Origin of the sequence: Nocardia tenerifensis NBRC 101015, assembly GCF_000308715.1 — a bacterium.
GTDB lineage: Bacteria > Actinomycetota > Actinomycetes > Mycobacteriales > Mycobacteriaceae > Nocardia > Nocardia tenerifensis.
In genome coordinates, this window is the sequence record NZ_BAGH01000057.1 from 1 (window position 1) to 21,373 (window position 21,373).

Here is a 21,373-nt window from a genome sequence, read left to right on the forward strand (position 1 = left end):
GGCCGGTGCCGCCGCCCGCCTCGCCTGGTTCGCCGGTACCGCCGCAGTTCCCCGAGCCACCGAGTCCGCCGGTGTTTCCGCAGGCCCTTGTGCCGCCGAGTCTGCCGGAGTCGCCGCATGCGCCGGGATCGCCGCACGTTCCCGTACCGCCGCACCCGACGGTACCGCCGCCCGCCTCGCCTAGTTCGCCGGTACCGCCGCAGTTCCCCGAGCCACCGAGTCCGCCAGTGTCTCCGCAACCCCCTGTGCCGCCGATCCTGCCGGAGCCGCCGCACGCGCCGGAATCGCCGCACGTTCCCTTACCGTCGCACCCGACGATGCCGCCGAATCCGTCGGCATCTCCCGACTTTTCGATCCCGCTGAACCTGTCGGGCTCTCCGCGGACACCGGTCTCGTCGGACTGGTTCGGCTCGCCGGAGACTTCACAGGTTCCGACGTCACCGAATATCGGGCACATGCCGGTGACGCCGGAACCGGCAGTGCCGAGCCAGGTTTCGGCACCATCGGATCCTCCGGGCATCCCGCAATCACCGGGGATGCCACAAGGGATGCCGCCGTCGAACTCGCCGGTGCCGCTGAATTCGTCGGCTCCGCCGCACAGTGCCGCTCCACCGAGTCCACCGGCCGCCCCGCAGATGCCGGTCTCGCCGAATTGGGCGGTGCCGACGGAGCCCGGTCATGCTCCGGGGGCGCTGAATCTGCCGGATTCCGCACAGACTCTCGGTCCGCCGAACTCACATCTATCGTCACCCCCACATCAGCCGACACCGTTCGCAGGGGAACAAGTGGCGACCTGTGGGGCCGAAGGTCCGGGGATATCAGCACCTCCGCATGCACCGTCGGGAAATTCGGTTTCCGCGAACGATGCGCCGTCCTCCCTCCCACCGGGCATGCCCCCGCCTATGGGCGGCGGAGCGCAGTCAGGCGGAACCGGTCACCGCAACGGCGGAAGCAACGGCTATGGTCGGCGTCCATATGTCAGCGAGAACGCCGGTGGCCCAACGGTTGTCGTGCGTCCCTACGTCGGCTACGGCGTGTTCGCCGAGTTCGATCCGGTAACCGGCGCGTTGCAGGCGACGTCCGGCGGCTCGCACCGATTCGGTGGCGTCTACGGCGATCTGGGTGACGTCCCGGTGGTCCTCTACCGGCACCACGGCAGGCTCGGGTTGCGCATCGGCGGTAGCGACGTCGATCTCGACGGCCCGGTCGCCGTCGACTGGTATCCCTACGATCAGCGCAACACCAGGCTCGTGGTCAGCGTCGCGGGCGTCCCGGCCTTCGATGTGATCTACCGTTCGCTCCCGCCCGACATGGACCTCGGCCTACTGCTCCGCGACGTCCTTTCGGACCCGTCGAGAAGGGCCACTATCTTCGCTTGACCGTGTTGTATAGGCCTACCCGTTATGGCACAGTCGATCGCGCGGAAAGACGAGGTCCCGACGGTACGACTAGGGTGATCGCATGACGGAATGGCGCGCACTGACCGACGAGGAGATCGTCGATCTGGGTACCCGGCTGCGGGCGCTGAAGTGGTCATGGCAAATGGACGACGCTCCCCAGGTGGCCGCCGAGTTCGGCTGGGAGATAGCGGTCGCCGAGCCGAAGTTCGTGATGTTCGACGCCATCTTCGGTTTCGACACCGCGGGCATCATCGGCTGGGACGGCCGCGCGGACTTCATCACCGTCGAGGTGACCGGTGGGGGACGCGACGAATCTCCTGGGCAGTCGAACACCCGTGACGCCTTCGTCAGGATGAGTCGTGCGCTGACCGCCGCGCTCGGCGAGCCCAGTACGAGAAAGCCCGGCAGTTCGCCCGAGATTCGTTGGGCGGGCCCGGAAACCACCCTGGTATTGCAGAGACTGAAGACCATGATCGAGCTCACGCTGTTCACCAACGCCAAGCTCGCATTGCACGACCAGGCCATCGAACTCGAAGGTCGGGACGCGGATTGAACGGGTGGGACGAGTTCGCGGCCGGGCTCGCCGAGGAGCTGGCCGGCCTGTCGGCGGGCGCGGTGGTGATCATCGCCGAGTCGACCCCGGCGACCGAGGTTGCGCGCTACGCGCAGTTCCGGCAGTTCGACGACATGCTCACCGCCGAACTCTGCGGCGATAGGTGGCTCGAAGAGGCCGTGCAAGCGGACGAGGCCGGCAATCGGCTGATCGCGGACGCGGGATGGCGGCCGCCGGAATTCGACCACGTCGGCAATTGGTGGCACGAGTGGCCTTGGCCGATGTCGTCGGCCGAGTACGGTCAGGTGGCGGCCATGGTGGTCACCGGTTTACGCGACGCGTACGGCATCGCGGAACCCGCGGCGCTGGCCTATCGAGCGTGGAATGAGAACACGGGCAACAGCCCGATAGAGCTGCCGATGCTCGGACTGTCCCCGGCGAACTGAGGCCGGCACCGGGCGGCCGGCCCGGCGATATTCGCCGCTCGCCGCGCCGCCCGCTGTGCCAGGATGATTTCGAGCGGCCACGCCAGTGAGCCGGTCGATATCCGGTGTGCCTGATTGAGGAGAGATCCGCGACGTGACCAGACCAGACGACGAGGCTTCGCACAACGAGCCCCGCGCCGAATCGGCTACGGATCACGAGCATTCCGTCGAGTCCACGCCGGAAACCTCCGCGGCCCAGACGGCGTTCATGCGACGTTTCCTGGTACCGGCGCACGAGTCGGAGTTCACCGACCCCTCCGCCGAGGCACCGGCCGTCGCCCCGCGGTCCCTCGACGCCTCGCCGGAAGCCGACGCAGACTCGGGCGTCGATGACGAAGGCGAGGCCCCCGACGTGGGCTTCACCCTCGCCGGCGCCGCGCCGCAGACCGAGGACGTGGCCGAGCGGGCCGGCGCGATCAGCCGTCAGGTGGCTCGCGAACTCGGCGCGGCGGGTCCGGAAGGCTGGACACGGCTGGAGGCGACCTTCGCGATGGCGGTCGGCGCCGAGGTGGCGATGGTCGTCTTCACCGACGAGCAGGACCGGGTCGCCCGGGCCTTTCCGCCGGAGGACGTGCTCGCGATGATTCGCGAGCATCGGCATCTCTCGGCTCAACTCAGCGATGGACCCTGGTGGCGTTATCTGCTCACGCTGACCAGCGAGGGGCAGGTCGAGGTCGACTACGACTACGGCGATGAGCCCTTCCCGGACGACCAGTTGTTCGCACCGGAGATCTACCGCGCGGACCTCGAGGTGTATCCCCGTGCGTCCCTTCCCATTTGGCTCGCCGCCTACCTCGGCCACGGCGATCGCCAGTCCCGCACGCCGCGGGAGGCCGCCGCGCAGGCGAGGGCGGATCGCGACGTGGGCAGGCGCGGCGAGCTGTCGGCGGACGACTTCCCGCCGTTCCCGCTCATGGCCGCCCGGTGGGCGGTGATCGCCGCCGCGTTCGTCGCGGCCGGATCCGAACTCGGACCGCGCGTGCTGCCATCGATGAGCTGGTTCGAGGGACTCAAGCGCAGCGGCTCGACCTTGTACTCCCTGCCCGGCGGGCGCGCCGTGCTCTCGGGGGGCGTGTGGAACGCGCCCGCGCTGGATCGCGTCTACAACCACGGCGAGCCCATGCCGCGGCTCTACGCGGGCGCGCCGGAATGGGTCGCCAACCCGGTCCTGAACGCGCGGGTCGCGGGCGGGTTGCTGTCGTTCTGCTACTGGTGGGAGGGCGGCACCTGGTATCGCGGCGAGTCGCCGATCGCGGACGAGCTCAGCGACGCGGTGCCCGGCATGTGGACCTCGGAGACGGTCGTCGACATCGTCTGCGGCGTGCTCGGCGACCGGGTGACGCCCCGGCATCGCGCGGCGGCGGCGACGTTGGTGTCGGCCGCGGAGGTCGGGGTCGCGACCCGCGCCACGCTGGTCGACGTCTTCGGCGCCGACGGTGAGTTCGATGTGGACAGCGCCTTCTTCCAGCTCGCCATGGGCGGGGTCACCATGACGCTGCCCGAGCCGATGCCGCAGGAGGACGCGCTGGCCAGGGTGCGTCAGTTCCTGATCGACAGCGGTATGGACACCTCCCGATACCCGCTGGCGGACCTGCGCGCGGACCGGATCAGCGTGGGCTGGATGGTCTACGTACCGACGAAACCGGATGAGATCGCGATCGGCCGTGCCCTGTTCTACATCGCCGACGACGGTGTGCTGGAACAGTCTTCGTCCTCGGTGGCGCCGTCGATCTATATCGCGGAGTTCGAGCAGCGATTCCAGCAGCGGCACAGCGCGATGGAGGCCTCGTGAGCCGAGCGGGAGCGAGGCACGGAAGACGGGTCTGTCAGAGGCGTTTTCGCTGACCAGAGCATGCTCGGGAGAGGGTCGTGCCCCCATATTCTGGGGCTCGGCAGGGCACCCGATTGGAGTGGTCGGCGAGTGTTGTTGGTGTTACGGTTGTTTGACTGATCGTCACTGCGCACGTGAACCGTGCATGAACAGACACGGTAGGAACGGCGCGCGGGTCGTGAACAGGGCGGCAAGCCCGGTCGGCACTGGAGGGAAGGGTTCACGATGACGGAGAAATTCGAGATCGATCCCGCCGCATTCCGCGCAGCCGCAGGGAAGACCAGACAGGTGGGCACCCGCGTAGCCGGCGTGTGGTCGACGCTGGAGTCCGCGACCGCCGGTCGCGGCGCGCCGTGGGGCGACGACAAGCTCGGCAAGCAGTTCGCCGACGGCGCCGACGGGCAGCCCGGCTACCTGGCGTCGAAGAAGAACATGCGCGACTTCGCCGTCGGCGAGGGCGGCAACGGGGGGATGTCCGGCGCGTTCAACGGGCTGGCCGACTCCCAGGCCAAGGTCGCCGACGATATCCAGACGAAACTGGAGGAACCGAACCGGCGAGGCTTCGAGTACAGATGAGTGAGGGTCGGCCGCTGTGACACATGATTTTTCGCGCGAGAATGTCGCGGGGCTCATGGATGAGGTGCAGTCGCAGCTTCGGAACATCGCGCAACTGCAGCGTCAACGCACCGCGCTGATCGGCAAGGCCTCCGAGCGGGGCGGCCGGGTCACCGTGGCGGTGAACGCCGACGGCGTGCTGATCGACGTCAAATTCGGCCGCGGCGTGGAGGATCTCGAATACCCCGAGCTGGCGCGCGCGATCCTGAAGGCCGCGCAGGACGCCACCGCGGACGTGATGCGTCGAACGCAGGAACTGATGGCGCCGATCCAGCAGGATCGGGCGCGCCTGCCGAAGCTGTCCGACCTGGTCGAGGGCATGCCCGACGTGAGCTCGCTGATGCCGACGATGGAGCGGGCGCCGCAGACCAAGCCGGACGCGCGCGACCGCGCCACCGTCGCGGCCGAAGACACCGGAATGACCTTCGACAACGTGGAACCCGTCGAGCAAGTCAAGCCGACGAAGCCGGGGGTCACCGATTCCGGTTGGTGATCGGTTGGTGACCAGACATGGCGGATTTTTGGGACGGCGTCCTCGACGTACTCGGGTGGGTCGCCGGTAGCGACTGGCCCGAGGGTTCCGAGACCGGGATGCGAGGCCTGGCCGACGACTGGCGTAACGCCGCCAACGGAATACGCGGCATCGAGGCCGACATCATGGCGGCCAAGAACGCCGCACTCGCGGCATATCCGCACGGGGTGGCGCGCGACGAAATCGGCGGCGTCTTCGACAAAATGTGGAGTGGCGCGGGCGCCTCCAAAGAACAAGAAAATCAAAACCTCCAGAAAATGGCGAAGTTCTTCGAGGGCATCGCCGATTCCGCCGATAAGGTGGGCGACGAAATCGAGTACGCCAAATGGATGATGGCGTCCTCGCTCGGCCTGCTGGCGCTAGAGATCGCGGCGGCGTGGCTGTTCCCGCCGACCGCCCCCGCCGTGGAGGCCGGCGCCATCGCCGCGACGAGGTTCGGCATCCGAATGATCGCCCAGCGCGTGATGGCCGCGATCAGCCGGGCCTTGGGCAAAATGGTCTTGCCGGGCTTGTTCAAGTTCCTTGCGAAGCACGTTGTCATCGATATGACCCTCGGCACCATGCAGGACTTGGGCATCCAGCAGATACAGGTGTGGCAGGGCCATCGCAAAGAAGGCGTCAACTGGAAACAGGTCGGAATGACGGCCCTGTCCTCGGGCCTCGGCGCGGGCGTGGCGGGCCCGCTCGGCGAGAAGCTCGGCCACGCGCTGCAGGGCAAGATGCGTCCCTTCTTCGCCGGCGCGATCACGGGCGCGGCCGCGGGCTCCGTGGGCGCCGTCGCGGGGGCGCTGCCGCAGTTCGCGATGGACGTCGCCGAAAGAGGCTGGGGCGGCGCGTTCAGCAACCTCGATCCGCGGATGTTCACCGCGGGCGTCTCCAACGGCGCGATGTCGGGCGGCAACAAGGCGTTGTCGAACGGGTACTTCAGCACGTCGCCGAAGTGGGGCGGCGGCATACACGTCGATCCGACCGGTGTGCCGCGGGTCGGGACCCCCAGCACATCCGCGCCGACCGGGGTCGGTGAGAACAACTCACCCGGTGTCCACCCGGCCGGCTCAAACGGCGTGGGCAACAACACTTCTGGTGCTACGAATGGTGCGACGCAGGGCGGCGCCGGCGGCTCGTCCGGCCGGACCGGCGGCGAGGGTTCGAGCGGCGGAAGCAATAATCGAACGGGTAACTCGGGAACGGGTGACAACACCCGTAATACGGGCAGTGCCGGCGACGGCTCGACGTCGCGCACCGGCGACGGCTCGACGTCGCGCACCGGTGACGGTTCGTCGCCGCGGAGCTCGGCCGACACCCCCGCGCACAGCTCAGGCGACGGCTCGTCGAGCCGGTCCGGGGACGCAACGGGCCACGGCGACAAAGGATCTCAGCAGCATCAGGGTGGTTCGGACAACCGCGGCGCCGACGGCGGGCGCCACGAGGGCGGTTCCGAAAGCCGCGCGGGCCTCCCGCAAGATCACAACACCACCACCGCGGGGGACCAGGGCGGCAGCGCGCACGATCGTGGCGCGGGGGAGTCCGGAGCCGCTGGGACCGACCGCGGTTCGGCTCCACAGCAGCATGCCGGAAGCCAGGTTGGCGGCGCGCCCGATTCGGGACAGGCTGCGCCCCAACATAATTCGACTACATCCGACCCGGCTCGGACCGGCGGAGACGGGTCGCAGCCGAGGTCGGGTGTGCCGGGCGAGGCGCGTCAGTCCGCCGGCGGCGGCGATACCGGACGCAGCGTCGACTCGGGTCGCAGCGCCGATCCTGGGCGTAGTGCGGATCCGGGTCGCGGCGCCGAGCCCGCCAGGGCGCAGTCGGGTGGCGAGTCGCGCGCCGGCGATTCGCGGGCGAACGCGCCGGAGGCGCGGCAGAGTGCGGACCGGCCGCGCGCGGATACCCGTGCGGGCGTCGCGGAGCCGAATGTCCGTGGCGGAGAACGTAGTTCGACTCCCGGTGTGCGCGCGGAGGCGGGCGGCTCCGAGGCGCCTCGGTCTTCGGATCGGGCGGCAGGTGAGAGTGGAGTAAAGGTCCGCGCCGAATCGCCGGGCGGGAGTTCTGCCGTGCGTCCGGAGGGGGGTGCTTCTCGGCCGGAGGCCGGTGCGCCGCGTCAAGAGGGTGGTGCGCCACGCTCGGAGGCGGGTGCTCCCCGTCAGGAGGGCGGTGCTTCGCGGCCCGAGGCGGGCGCTCCTCGCCAAGAAGGTGGCACTTCGCGGCCTGAGGCGGGCGCTCCTCGTCAGGAAGGTGGTGCTTCGCGTCCTGAGGCCGGTGCTCCTCGTCAAGAGGGTGGCACTCCGCGTCCTGAGGCCGGTGCTCCTCGTCAAGAGGGTGGCACTCCGCGTCCTGAGGCGGGCGCTCCTCGTCAAGAGGGTGGCACTCCACGGCCCGAGGCCGGCGCTCCCCGCCAGGAGGGTGGTGCTCCGCGTCAGGAGGGTGGCGCCCCACGCTCCGATGATGCCGCCACGCGCCCGGACGACTCCGCCCCGCGCCACGACGACTCCGCCTCGCGTCCGGAAGATGCTGCCCCGCAAACGGATCGGCCTCGCGACGGCGAAGAACCTCGCCCGAAGCGCGAACCGGGCCTACCCGGTGAAGGCGATGCTCGACCCCGCGACGAAGGCGCGGCTCCGCGCAACGACGAGGACCCGGCCGCGCGCCGCGACGACTCCGACAGCGACCGGCCGCGCGGCGACGACGACCCCGCACCGGTTCCCCTGCTGGTCGGTCCGGATGCCGGAAGCGGTTCGCCCGCAAGGCATCCCGGCGGCGATGGTCCGTCCCGTCATCCCGACGGCGACGCGCCGGCGGACCGCTCCACGCGACCCGAGGGTGACGCCGACTCCGCCGATGAGCCGCGCCCGCGCGGCGACGACGAACTGCGTGGCAAGTCCGGTCTGTTCTCGGTGGTGGAACTGATCCGGCGGTTCGGCGGCGAGAACTTCCGCCTGCCCTCGCGCAGGATCGGTCCCGAGGGCATGACCGCGGGTGAACTGGTGGCCGCGGCGGGCGGTTCGCTGCGCGAATTCAGGGGACCGGAAGCCATCGCGAACCGCCTGATGAACCTGGGCGAAGGCGCGACGGCGCTCATGGTCGACGTGTACAGCGGCCCGGCGGACCGCCACGGCGTCGGCGCGCACGCGTACCTGATGGTGCACGAGAACGGTAAGATCTCGATCCGCGACATCACGCTGGGCGGCGACGAGGGCGGGGCGCCGACCCGGGATGTAAGCCGTTCGCTGGCAATCCTTTTCAACGGCGACGGCACCCCCGTCGACCCGGTGCCGACGCACGTGCGCGACGAGCTGATGGCCGCGGGCGCAGACGCCGCCGACCCAGCGCGTATCGGCCAGCGACCGGGTGGTGGACAGTTCTATCGCGGTGCGGACGCGCAATGGCATCATCCCGCCGACGCTGACAACACCTGGCGCGACTCGCAGTTCCGGCTGCACAGCTATGAAAACGGCCAATACATCGAGGACCATCTCAGCACCAAGAAGTTCGCCTTCCTGGCGGACGAGGGCCCGGCGAGCAAATACGAACCGGTGCGGCCGCTCACCGAGGCCGAGTCCGCGATTCAGGATCAGATGCAGGACATCGCCGAGCGCCGGCAGGAGTTGCAGCGGGAGCGCGACACCATCGCCGCGGATCTCGTCGATCGGCTCATACCGGAGTTCTCGAAGTACGGGCTCACTGATCTCCCGGACGGGATCTCTGAGATCCCCCATCTGAAAGCCAGCAAGCTCGGTGACGTGATCAGCGAGCTCAGGGATCACATTCGCAACGACCCCGACCTGAGCGCACCGGAGAAGGCCGCCAAGGCCGCCCTCCTGCGTGAACTGCGAGCCAACGCCGAGAACTACAACGATCTCGGCCCGAAGATGGTGACGGCCTCCAAAGAACTCGGCGAACTCGGCGCGCGCGCTTGGGGCTTGGATCCCGGCCTGCATCCCGGCGCGGTCAACCTCACCGACTCCCCGCACGCCAGGGACGGCTCCAATCTGGTGGATCTCGCTGTGCTGGTACCGGATCCGAACGGTGGCCCCCCGAAGCTGGTCATCGTCGAGGCCAAGGGCGTCGGCTCCGGGCTCGGCGGCGCCAATACCGTGGACGGACGCGCGCAGCAGGGTTCGCCGGAGTACCTACGGCGGACGCTGGCGATGGACGTCAATCTCCAAGTGGTCCTGAACGCGACCCCGGAAGGCTTGCGCGCCCTCGGCATCATCGACGATTCGCCCGCGGGCCGTGACTTCATCCGTGTGCGTGACGACATGCTGAAGGCTTTTCACGACGGAACCTTGAAGATCGAGTATCACAAGGTGCACGTCGATATGCGCGGCGGGATCAAGGTCAGCGAGTTCAACCTGAACCGCGACGGCGTTCCGGTTCGGATGGACACCATCGGCATGGTCGACTCCGAACACACTCCGGCACAGCACGATCAGCCTGCACAGCACGATCGTCCGGACAGTGCCGTCCCGGACGGCCCGCACCCTCGGCCCGCCGACGATCAACCCGGCCAGCCGGACGATCGCCGCGGACAGTGCGGCGAGTACGCCTTGAACGGCCTCCGCGAGAGGCACGGCGACCATGTCTGGTTGCCGGAGCGCACAATCGGCCCGGACGGTATGACGTCCAGGGAGTTGGAGGCGCTGGCGGGCGGAGAGTTGCGGCCCGCCGATCACGCGGATGTCCGGCAACGCTTGCTCGACCTGGGTGACGGGTCCTCGGCGCTGATCGTCGACACCTACGGCACCCGCGACGAGTACGGCGTCGGCGCGCACGCGTACGAGATGATCAACGTCGGCGGCGAGATCGTCATCCGCGATATCAGCGTGAACGACCACCCGTACCCGCCCGTGGCGCCGCAGGAGGTGCGTGGCACCCGCGCCATCGTCTTCGGCGGGCCGGAGGGCCGCCCCGAGCATCCGATCAGCCGCGCGGATCGACTGAGGATGCTCGAGTCGGAGGCGAACGCGGCCGAGCCGAGGGTGGGTGAGTCCCCGGACGACCGGCGGCACGACGGCACCGGCAGCCCGCGTCACGAACTCACCGACAACTCACCGCCTTCCGACGCCGACGACCTCGACACGACCGACGGTGGTCGGCAGGATGCGGGCTTGCCCGAAGTCGAGGTGGTCGGTGAGCCGGGCCCTGGTGTGACGCCGGAGATGTTGGAGGCGGCGAAGCGGTCGGTGGCCGAGACCGGTGAGCCGTTGGTGATTTTCGGTAGTCGGCAGACGGGTGTGTCGGAGAAGTCGGGGCTGCCGTTCCGTGCGGATAGTGATCTGGATCTGGCGGCGACGTCGTTGGACGGGTTGATGACTCATGTGGGGCTGCATGAGGAGAACAGCCCGATTCCGATGGCCAAGGATGTCGCCGGGATATTCACCGAGGAGGAGGTCCGGGAGAAGGGCTACCTGCTGATCAAGCCGGTCGCGGCCGAGCCTGGGACCGGGAGCCCCGTTCGTCCGGCCGACGAGGTCGCACCGGTGCCCGAGCGTAGCCCGAAAGACCCTGAGGCAGAAGCGAATCCGGCATCGCGCCCGGCCGATGAGAACGGCGGGACGCAGGATCGGGCACCGAGGGAACCGGACTCCGAAACTGGAACGCGGCCACGGCCATCCGATGACATGGCCGACAATGACGATGCGCCGCAACGTGAACCGGATTCCGGCAACGACAACGGACCGATCTACCACGACCACCTCCCGAACGGCGAAGGCGTGGTCCATCGCCCCGACAGCACCTCGATCGGTGAGGACACCACCACCCACAACGTCCGCGAGAACGCCCTGCGTCTGGACGGCGTGCACGACGTCGTCGTGCACGGCAGCGAGGACGGCGCGCCGATCCCCGGCCACGGTGATAAAACCCATCCTGAACATATCGTCCAGGCCCTGCTCAACAATCCGCATTACGTTCCAGGCACGCCGGTCAGGTTGCTGGCGTGCCACAGCGGCAACGAGCACGGCTGGGCCCAGTATGTGGCCAACCGGCTCGGCGTCGAGGTGCTCGCGCCCACCGACGCCGTCGGCGTGGACCGCTCCCGGGGCCCCGGCACGGCCCCGGTCATTCGCAACGGCGGCGAGTGGCGCACCTTCCATCCCGATCCCGCGGTCGAGCCGCACCTGAAGGTCCGCCAATCCGGGCACCAGCCGGAAGATCGGGTGGCGTCCGGGAGCGACTGGCGAGACGGAGCCGAGCCGCGCGGCCCCAGCGATCGACTGGACTGGATGGACGGTGACGACCGTCCCGACAAGACGCCGCCTTCCGACGACACCGTCGAGCCCGAACCCGCTGATGGCGGTCGGCGGGACGAGGATCTGCCTGAGGTCGAGGTGGTTGGTGAGCCGGGTCCTGGTGTGACGCCGGAGATGTTGGAGGCGGCGAAGCGGTCGGTGGCCGAGTCCGGTCACCCCTTGGTGATCTTCGGTAGTCGGCAGACGGGTGTGTCGGAGAAGTCGGGGGAGCGGTTCCGTGAGGATAGTGATCTCGATCTGGGGGCGACCTCGTTCGAGGGGTTGATGGCGCATGTCGACCTGCACGAGGTGAACAGTCCGATTCCGATGGCCAAGGATGTCGCCGGGATGTTCACCGAGGAGGAGGTTCGTGAGAAGGGCTACCTGCTGATCAAGCCGGTCGCGGCCGAGCCTGGGACCGGGGCTCCGGTACGTCCGGACGAAGCGTTGCCCGTGCACGACAGTGGCCCGAAAGACCCTGGCGCGGAGGGTAGTACGGATTCGCGTCCGCGTCCGTCGGACGAGAACGGCGGGGCCGACGAACAAGCGCCGAGGGAACCGGACGCCGATCCGAGCCGGCCGGACGATCCGTCGGTGGACTGGATGGACGGTGGCGATCGGCCCGACGGCGATCAGCCGCAGTTCCAGATGCAGGACGAGTGGACGCCGCTCGACGCGCAGCAGGTCGGCGAGGAACTTGCGCGGCAGACCGGGCTCGAGGTGTTGGGCTTCGACTCGACGGTCGATCCGGAGGTAGCGCGCGAGATCGCCAGGGGCGTCATCGATATGCGCGAAACGTACCCCCACGCCGATCTCCGCGGTATTCGCATCGGTGAGGTTCCGGACCGGGGGATCGCGTACACCCAGCCCGTGACGAATCGCGAGACCTTCGTCAAGCACAGCAAGTTCATCATGATCAGCAAGGATTTCGTCGGAAGCATGGACGATTTCCGGGCGCGGGTCGAAGAGCGTGTGGAAACAGGGCATTTCAAGCCCAGCATCATGACGCGTCCGGTGTGGGGCGCGGTGCTGCACGAGTACGGCCATGTGATGGATCACCACGGCCAGCGTGCCGCGCTGCGCCACATGGATCCGAACGACCCGAACTCACCGCGATACGTCGATCGGGTCCTTCAGGATTACTACCAGGCTCGTGCCGCCACGGACCCGGCATTGCCGCCGACCAGGGAGGGCTACGACAACTGGCTGAAACAGCTCAGCGGTTACAGCTTCAACGAGGACGGCACGTTCAATCCCATAGAGGCCTTGGCCGAGGGCTTCTTCGACGTCGAGTTCAATGGACGGCAGGCGGCGACCGAGCCTGCCCAGGTGATGCACAAGCTGCTGCTCGATTTGGCGGCGATGGGTCCCGAGCAGTTGGCACCGCGCCGGGCGGACACCGACGGCACGCAGGAAGCGGCTCGGCCGCAAGGGGATTCGGCGGCTGAGACGAGACAGCGTCCGGTGGATGAGCCGGATGCGTCCAGACCGCAAGGTGAGTCGGGCGCTGAGCCGAGGCCGCGTCCGTCCGAGCCGGGTTCGCGTCCGTCCGGAGAGGAGCCGGGGGCGCGCCGGGTCGAGGACGAGTCGGGTCCGCGTCCGACGGGTGACGAGCCGGGGTCGCGCCGTGCCGGGGATGAACCACGCCCGCGTCCGGTCGGAGACGAGCCAGGTTCGCCTACTCCGGATCGTTCGCGCACGCAGGAGGATTCGGCGTCCGAGCCGAGGCCGCGTCCGGCGGGGGATGAGCCGCCGCGCCCGGCTGGTGACGAACCGAGCCCGCGTCCTGCGGATTCGACTCGGCCGCAGGGTGATCCGTCGTCCGGGCCGAGGCCGCGTCCGGAGGGTGACGAGCCCGCCTTGATGTCCGGTCATCTGCCGCGTGAGCGCGAATCGGCTTCGCAGATGCTGCCACCGCGGCCTCCTGCGGATGCTCCTCGCACGCAAGGTGATTCGGGGTCGGAGCCCAGGCCGCGTCCGGCGGGCGATGACCCGGCCGGGCGGCCCAGCCACCTGTCGCCCGAGCGGGAGTCCGCTTCGCAGATGCTGCCGCCGCGGCGGCCGGCGGATGCGGCTCGGCCGCAAGGCGATTCGGTGTCGGAGCCGCAGCCGCGTCCGGCCGCCGGCGAGCCGGCTCGGAGGCCGGCCGACCACCTGTCGCCGGAGCGGGAATCGGCTTCGCAGATGTTGCCGCCGCGTCGGCCGGGGGAGCCGGTCGACGGGATGGACGGCGATGTCCGCGTCGATGGTGGTCACTCGGAGCCGCCCATTGTCGACAGGTGGACGCCGCTGGACGCGGCGGAGGTCGGCCGGAGATTGGCCGAGGAGACCGGGCTCGGGGTGTACGGGTTCGATCAGCCGGGCGTTCATCCCGAGGTCGCGCGCGAAATCGCCAGGGCCATAGTCGATTTGCGGGCTCGTTACCCGCATATCACCCTGGGCGGCATCACCATCGGCTCGTTCATGAGCAGGAACGTGGCGGAGGTGATACCGGGTATCCACCCCGAGACGCGGGTGCGGTACGCGGAGACGATAAAGATCAACAAGGAATTCGTCGGCAGTATGGGGGCCTTCCGGCAGGAGATCCAAGACGGCGTGGGCCGGGGACGGCTGGGCGCGGATCTGCTCACCCGCCCGGTCTACCGGGTGCTGGTGCACGAATACGGCCATGCGGTCGACTTCCACGGGCAGCGCGCCGCGCTGCGGCCGATGGATCCGAACAATCCGCACTCGCCGACCTATATCGACCACGTCCTGCAGGACTACTACAAGTACAGGGCCTCGCAGGACCCGGCGCTCCCGCCGACCAGGCAGGGCTACGACAACTGGCTGCGTCAGAACCTCAGCCCGTACAGCTTCGACCGGGACGGACGTTTCGTTCCGGGCGAGGCCGTGGCCGAGGCGTTCAAGGACGTCGTGCTCAACGGTCCGCACGCCAGCGAGCCCGCGCGGGTCATGCACAAGGTGCTCATGGATCTGGCGGCGCTGGGCCCCGACGCGCTCGCCCCGCGTCAGCCGCGCACCGAGCCGGAAGGCACTCGGCCGCAACAGGTTCGGGAGCCGGGGCCGCATCGCGCTGCGGACGAGCCGGCCCGGATGGCGGTCGATCCGCCGCAGGACCCCGGTTCCGCGAGGGACGACGGCGGCCGGCACGAGAGCCTCGAGGACTGGTCCGCTCGCATGCGCGCCGAGTCCGCCGAGTGGACGGCTCGGATGGCCGCCGAGCACGCGGCCGCCATGCGCAGGCTCGCCGACACCGAACCGGTGGACTGGGCCACCCAAATGGCCGCCGACCACGCGGAATGGCGGGCACGCATGCTGGCCCTGCGCGCCGAGTTCTCCCGCGAGATCGCCGACGGCGTCCTGCCCCACCCCTCCGCCGAGGCTCCACCGGAGGAGGCAGGCAAGCATCGCGCCCCCGAAACCTCATCCCCCGGCGACGTCAAGGTCTGGCCACGCGACGACGCACCCACCCCACCCGAACCCAACGGCGCGGGCAGCGGCAAGAAGCCCCCGGAAACCCCTCCGCGCGTCGGCGATTCGAGCGACCCAGGCGAAGAGGGCACGAACCGTCCCGACCGGCAACCCGGCGAGGAGACCCCCACACCCCAGGGCGAGTCCAACGGCAAGCCGAGGCCCGACCACGAGACCGGTGCGACGCCGCGACCTGAGGGCGAATCAGATGGCAAGCCACGCACTGAAGACGAGACTGGTGCGACGCCGCGTCCCGAGGGTGAGACCGACGGCCAGCCACGTCCCGAGGGCGAGACCGATGGCAAGCCGCGCCCTGAGGGCGACACCGGTGCGACGCCGCGCCCCGAAGGCGACCCCGATGGCGCGCCGCGACCTGAGGCTGAAAACACCCCTCGCCCCGAGGATCTCATCGATGCGCGCCGCGAGGCATTGAACGCTGAGCGCGATCGCGCTGTCGCGGAACGGGATTCGGTGCGGGCCCAGCGGGACCAGCTGGCCGGGCGTCTGCGGGTTTCGTCGGCCGGCGATTGGGTCGCGCTGCATCCGGACCATCTGCAGCGGACGCTGGAGGAGCTGCGCGGCCGCACCATGGAGGTGCGCGAACAGCCGCGGGAGATGGCGCGCATCGACGAGCTGGAGCGGCTGGTCAACCGGGTCGACGAGGCGAACTCCGAGATCGCCCGGATCGATCGCGAATTGGCGCGGCTCGACGCGGAACACGAAGCGGCCGTTCGACGCGAGACCCCGGAGGCGGAGTACGACCGCCTGCTCGAGGAGCGGCGCGAACTGGCGCGCGAACGCGAGTTCGCCCGGGCGAAGCGCGACGAACGGGCCGAGCACCTCGGTGTCCGAGACCTGGTCGGCGACGCGTTCGAGCAGCGGGTGCTCGAACTCTACGACGAGGCGCGGACCAAGAAGACGCGGATCGGCAGCAGCCTGGACTCTCCGGAACGGATTGTGCGCGAACCCGCTACCCGGGCCGAACTGGAACTGCGCAACCGGGCGATCCGCAAACTCATCGAGGCGGTCGAGGAGTTCAACCGCCTCGACGAGGCCGTCGCGGAGAAGGACGCGCGCCTGGCGCAACTGCACGACGAGGGCGTCGGCCGCGATCGCCCGCCCGCCGACGATCTCACCGGTGACCTCGATCGGATGGCCCGCGAGCGCGCCGATATCTTCCGCGACACCAAGGCGCGGCGCTCGATGATGGAGGACCTGGCCCGGCGGCTCGGCATCCCGGAGTCCGAGCTCGGTCCGCACCCGCGTCAGCTGGAAGAGACGCTGGAGTATCACCGAACCCGCACCATGGACAACAGCGAGGCCGCCGCCGAGCGCCACCGCATGCTCGACGCGCTGGAAGACGCCGCGCGCGACGTGCTCGCGGCCGACAACGCCATGGGCAGGCTGCAGGACGAGATGGCCCGGGTCACCGGCCTGTGGCGCGACATCGTGGCGGCCGAGGGCGGCCACATGGTGAACGACCGGGTCGGCATCGTCTACGGCGAGCGGCCGCGGATCATCGTGTTCGGTCCGCGCGGGGAGTTCGAGCACCCGCGGGCCGGACACGACCGGGACCTCGCCCACGCCATCCGCACCGAACCCGCTGTGGCACAGGCGATGATGCGGCAGCCGCGCATCGAGTACCGGCAGGTCGTCACCGAGCAGGACGGCACGTGGCGGCAGGTGCCGATGCGGGGACCGACCATCGAGCGCGTCGACACCGGCTGGTTCAAGGGTGAGCCCGGCCCGTTGTTCGTCCGCTGGCAGGACGACAGCGGTCAATGGCACACGGTAGATCCGAGCAAGCCCGAGTGGCGCGGCAACCGCGGCCCCGAGTACGAGTACGTCGAGCTCGGCAATCCGGACTGGTGGGGCGGGCTCAGCGACTACATCAACGACCTGGCGACACCGTTCGCCGACATCCCGCCGGGGCATATCGCGAAGAACATGCTGCCGATGAACCCGATCGGCGCGACGACCACGTACTTCGAACACGGTGTGCCGCACGACGATATCGTCACCCTGCACGTCGGCGGCGATTTCTACGCCATTCAACGCAATCTCCGCACGCTGTTCGACGCGGTCCGGCATCCGGCGGTGCTGGCGTGGATCCAGCGGCATCCGGCGATCGGCGACTGGATCGAGGCGCGGCCGTGGCTGCAGCGTCTGCCACCGTTCGGCACCGTGTGGTCGTCGGTGCAGTGGCATCGCCCGCCGGAGACCAACATTCAGCCGATGTTCCGCCGGTGGGAGTCCGCCGAGCACACCAACAACCCGCAGCGCGGCGAGATCGCGGAGTGGCTGCAGCGCGCGATCGACACCGACGTCGCGAAGTGGCGGGAGGTGCAGCAGTGGGCCGACGGCGAGTACGAGCGGTTCCGCGCCGACGATCAGCTGGCGGACCGAATGGTCGAACCGCTGGCCGAGTATCGCGAGCAGCAGAAGCGGGTCGGCGCACAGGAATTGGTCGACCGCATCCGCAAGGAACTGGTCGATCCGCACCGCGGGGTCGATCTGGGCCGCCCCGATGTCGACCGGCAGCTGGCCATGATCAACCAGGCCATCGACGTGATCGCCAGGGACGCCTTCGACCACTTCCCGACCGACGATCCGGCCGCGGTCCGCGACATCGTCACCGATATCAGGCAGCGCCTGCTCGATATCCGGAGCGAGCGACCCATCACCGACGCGGACATCACCCGCATCGTGGACGAGCTGACCCCCGGCATGCGCCCGCTGCTGCCGAAGATCGAGGACCACGCGAAGCCGGACCCCTTCCCGCGGGGCAGCTCGGCCGACGGCGAGGTGCCGCCCCGGCCGGAGTACCCGCAGCTCACGCGGGAACAGCTCCAGCAGGTCATCGATCACCTGATGAACGACGAGCACCTGGCCAGCGATCACGCCGATCCCAGCGGCCGCCTGGTGAAGCGGCGCATGGATCAGCTCGCCGACGTGGCCGAGGCGATCAACCGGATCGTGGACGGCAAGCCGCGGCCGGAGGACGTCGTCCTCATACTCGACGCGCTCACCGAGTCGAACTACCTGCGTGACCCCGCGAACGCGGGCAAGACCTGGCACGACGCGAACGCGCACGCGGTCGCCGAGGGCTTCCACTGGGACGCGAACCGGCCGCCGCTGACCGGCGACCGCGCGGGCATTCCGTACGCGCCGGAGCCGATCGCCGCGCCGGGGCCGTTCCTGCCGCGCGACCGCACCGAGCTGGCACTGTCCAAGGCGCGCGTTCGCTGGGAAGTGAGCACCACCGCGCTGCTCGACGCCGCTCGGCAGGCCGGGGTCGATCCCGACGCGCTGCTGGGCGCCGACGATCCCGCCGCCCACCTGGCGGACCTGCGCGCGCAGCAGCAGGACGCGGACGGTCAGGACCGCATCGATGCGGTGACGCGGGCACTCGACGAGTTCCACGAGGCAGGCGCGGAGGTGCAGCGCCTCGAGGAGCGCGTCCAGCAGCACGACGCCGACCTCGACCGCGCCCGTGCGGCGCGTGGTGGGCAGCCGGAATCGACTGTGTCCGAGGGGGATCCGGCGACGCGGCCCGAAACGCCCGCCGATCCCGAGCGGCAGCGGCGCGAAGCCGAGGCGGATGCGCAGCGGCGCAACGAGATCGATCGTTTGGAGCGGGAGAAGGCCGAGGCGTTGCGCGCCGCGGACGAGGCCGAGGAGCAGTTGCGGCGGGCGCAGGATCCGGCCGACGCGGAGGACGCGTTCGAGCGGCAGCGCCAGGCCGTGCGCGACGCGGCCGAACTGGATCGGCAGCTCGCCGAACAGGTCAGGGAGGGCGCGTTCCGCGAGGCGGGCGCGGAACCGCTGGCGGGGGTGCCGCAGGTCGGCATCGTCCCGGGCGACCCGCGTCAGGTGGTCGTGGTGGTGCGCGGCGAGTCCGCGGATCCCACGACACTCGTCGATCGAGCCGTCGCCCAGCACCCCGACCTCGCCGATCTGGTCGGCCCGAACCGCGACAACATCGTCGTCCTGCGTCTCGTCTCCGGTGAAGACGGCCGCACCCAGGTGCACCGCACCGACCCACCCGACGCGCCGCCCCTGCCCGCCCCCCGCCCCGAACCCGACGCACCCAGCGACGGCGGCGGCGCGAAGAAGCCGCCGAGCGGTGAAGCTCCGCGCACTCCGACGACGGAAGACGCTGGGGCGCAACGCGAGTCGGGCGACGACGCGGGCGCGACGGACAAGCTCACGGGCGAACTGAAGCCGCCGCAGGAGACGGCTGAGCCGTGGCAAGAAGCGGCTGAGCCTGCCAAGCAGACGACTGAACCCGCCGAGGAAACGGCTACGCCGCGAGAGGAGATGGCTGAGCCCGCCGAAGAGGCGGTCGAACCGGCACAAGAGGCGAAGCCTCGCGAAGAATCGAATAAGCCTGCGGCAGAAGAAAATAAGCCCGCACCCCAGAACGCCGTGCCCGGCGAAGACGGAACAGCGAACCAGCCCCATCCCCGCCAGCCCGGTGACTCCGGCCAACCAGGTGAGCCGCGCCAATCGGGTGAGCCGCGCCAATCTGGCGACTCGGGCCAACCCGGTGAGCCGCGTCAATCGCGTGGACCGCGCCAGTCCGGCGACTCGGGTAAGCCCGGTGAGCCGCGCCAGCCAGGTGAGTCGCGCCAGGCGGGCGAGTCGGCGCAGCCAGGTGAGCCGCGCCAATCCGGTGAGCCGCGCCAATCCGGTGAGCCGCGCCAATCGGGTGAGCCTCGTCAGGCGGGCGAGCCGGGTCAGCCGCGCCAGTCCGGCGAGCAGGGTCGGCAGGGTGAGCCGCGCCAGGCCGGTGACTCGGGCCAGCCAGGCGAACCGCGTCAGACAGCTGAGCCGCGTCAATCTGGCGAGTCGGGCCGACCCGGTGAGTCGGGCGAGCCGGGTGAGTCCCGCCAGACGGGCGAGTCGGGTGAGTCCCGCCAGACGGGCGAGTCGGGTCGGCCGGGTGAGCCGCGCCAGCCCGGTGACTCAGGTCAGCCAGGAGAGCCGCGCCAATCTGGTGAGCCGCGTCAGTCCGGTGAGGCGGGTCAGCCAGGGGAGGCTGGTCAGCCTGGTGACCCGGGTGGTAGCAGTCGTCAGCCCGTGGGTGGGTCGCCGGATCAGTGGACGGCGGGTGCGCCGCGGCCTTACGAACCGACTACTCGGACGGCGGAATTCGAGGGGCTGGTCGATCGGATCACCGTGGCGGCGGGCAATGCCGAGCGGCTGCTCGACCATGTGCGCGCGTCGCTGCGGGGGCTGGGCGTGGACCCGGATGGGATGAGCGCTCGGGAGCTGGAGCGGGCGGCGCGGGAGGCCGCGGACAACGCCGAGGCGCGGGTCACGGCGCTCAATGAGCAGGCGCATGTTCCGGCTGCCGAAATGGTGCAGTACTTCGATGATTTGAAGGCCGCGCAGCAGCACTACAACGAGGTCTCGCGGGTGACGGCCGACGTGATGAAGACGCTCGGGCAGTACCACGAGTCGGTGCGCGCCAAGAACGACCTGCGGGTTCAGGCGGCGGCGGAGATCGCGCGCGACGTGCTCGCGTCGGAGGGGCGGCCGCTGGCCGGCGCTGAGGGCGTCGCCGTGCTTCCGGGCGACAGGCAACGGCTGCTTGCGGTTTCGCCGTTCGCGGCTCCGGAACACATCCTGGGCGCCGACCTGCGCGCCGACCTCGCCCAGCAGGGTGTCGAGGTCCTCTACCGTCAGGTGCTGGTCGACGATCGGGGCCGGGTAACCCTCGTCGATCTGGCGCCGCCCACCGGTGCGGACCCAGCCGGCACACCGCGTCCGCCGGCGACCCCGCCTCCGCCGGGTGGTGGGACACCGCCTCCGTCGAACGGCGGCACACCCCCGCCGCCGCATCCCACGCGGGGTGGCGAAGGTGCGCCGACGCGAACCGGCCCGTCGGAAGACGGTGCAGGACAGCGGAAACCGTCGAGCGAGGGACCGCGCCCCGAGAACGAGCCGCGCCCCGAGAACGAGCCACGCCCCGAGAACGAGCCACGCCCCGAGAACGAGCCACGCCCCGAGAACGGGCCGCGCCCCGAGAACGGGCCGCGCCCCGAGAACGAGCCGCGCCCGGAGAACGACTCACGCCCGGCCGAGGTGAAAACCGTGGAGCCCGCGCAGGATTCGAGCGCCGAGCCCGCCTCCGACGGCGCAGGTGGCGGAAAGAAGCCGCCGCAACCGCCGACGCCGCCGGCGGGCGACCCCGGTGACGGCGGTTCGGACGGCGGCGGTCACCGGCCGCCGGAGGGCGACCCGG

The 21,373-nt window shown here is 69.9% G+C and carries 8 protein-coding genes; all 8 read left to right on the forward strand.

What is annotated here, in order from left to right:
• On the forward strand, nucleotides 1-184 hold a 184-nt coding region (locus tag ON39_RS49985), incomplete at its 5' end, for a hypothetical protein (RefSeq protein ID WP_218006152.1).
• 826 nt (nucleotides 185-1,010) lie between these two features.
• Nucleotides 1,011-1,379 carry a hypothetical protein gene (locus ON39_RS04965; RefSeq protein ID WP_040731497.1) on the forward strand — a complete coding sequence of 123 codons (369 nt, stop codon included), beginning with the start codon at nucleotides 1,011-1,013 and terminating at the stop codon, nucleotides 1,377-1,379.
• An 82-nt stretch (nucleotides 1,380-1,461) separates the two neighbouring features.
• Nucleotides 1,462-1,953, forward strand: coding sequence for a DUF6301 family protein (locus tag ON39_RS04970; protein ID WP_040731499.1), 492 nt, complete (start codon nucleotides 1,462-1,464; stop codon nucleotides 1,951-1,953).
• Nucleotides 1,950-2,399 (forward strand): TY-Chap domain-containing protein, encoded by a 450-nt coding sequence (locus ON39_RS04975; RefSeq protein ID WP_040731501.1) that lies wholly within the window; start codon nucleotides 1,950-1,952, stop codon nucleotides 2,397-2,399. Before ON39_RS04970 ends, ON39_RS04975 begins: the two co-directional genes overlap by 4 nt.
• 133 nt (nucleotides 2,400-2,532) lie before the next feature.
• Nucleotides 2,533-4,230, forward strand: coding sequence for a hypothetical protein (locus ON39_RS04980; protein ID WP_040731502.1), 1,698 nt, complete (start codon nucleotides 2,533-2,535; stop codon nucleotides 4,228-4,230).
• 264 nt (nucleotides 4,231-4,494) lie between these two features.
• On the forward strand, nucleotides 4,495-4,845 hold the full coding sequence (locus tag ON39_RS45630; protein ID WP_051186313.1) for a hypothetical protein: 351 nt from the start codon (nucleotides 4,495-4,497) through the stop codon (nucleotides 4,843-4,845).
• Between the two features lie 16 nt (nucleotides 4,846-4,861).
• Nucleotides 4,862-5,377, forward strand: coding sequence for a YbaB/EbfC family nucleoid-associated protein (locus ON39_RS04990; RefSeq protein ID WP_040731504.1), 516 nt, complete (start codon nucleotides 4,862-4,864; stop codon nucleotides 5,375-5,377).
• A gap of 17 nt (nucleotides 5,378-5,394) precedes the next feature.
• On the forward strand, nucleotides 5,395-21,373 hold a 15,979-nt coding region (locus tag ON39_RS04995; RefSeq protein ID WP_040731506.1), incomplete at its 3' end, for a DUF8616 domain-containing protein.

Coding starts and splice junctions, on each gene's coding strand:
- ON39_RS04970 (WP_040731499.1), top strand. CDS start 1,462: ATGACGGAATGGCGCGCACTGACCGACGAGGAGATCGTCGATCTGGGT.
- ON39_RS45630 (WP_051186313.1), top strand. CDS start 4,495: ATGACGGAGAAATTCGAGATCGATCCCGCCGCATTCCGCGCAGCCGCA.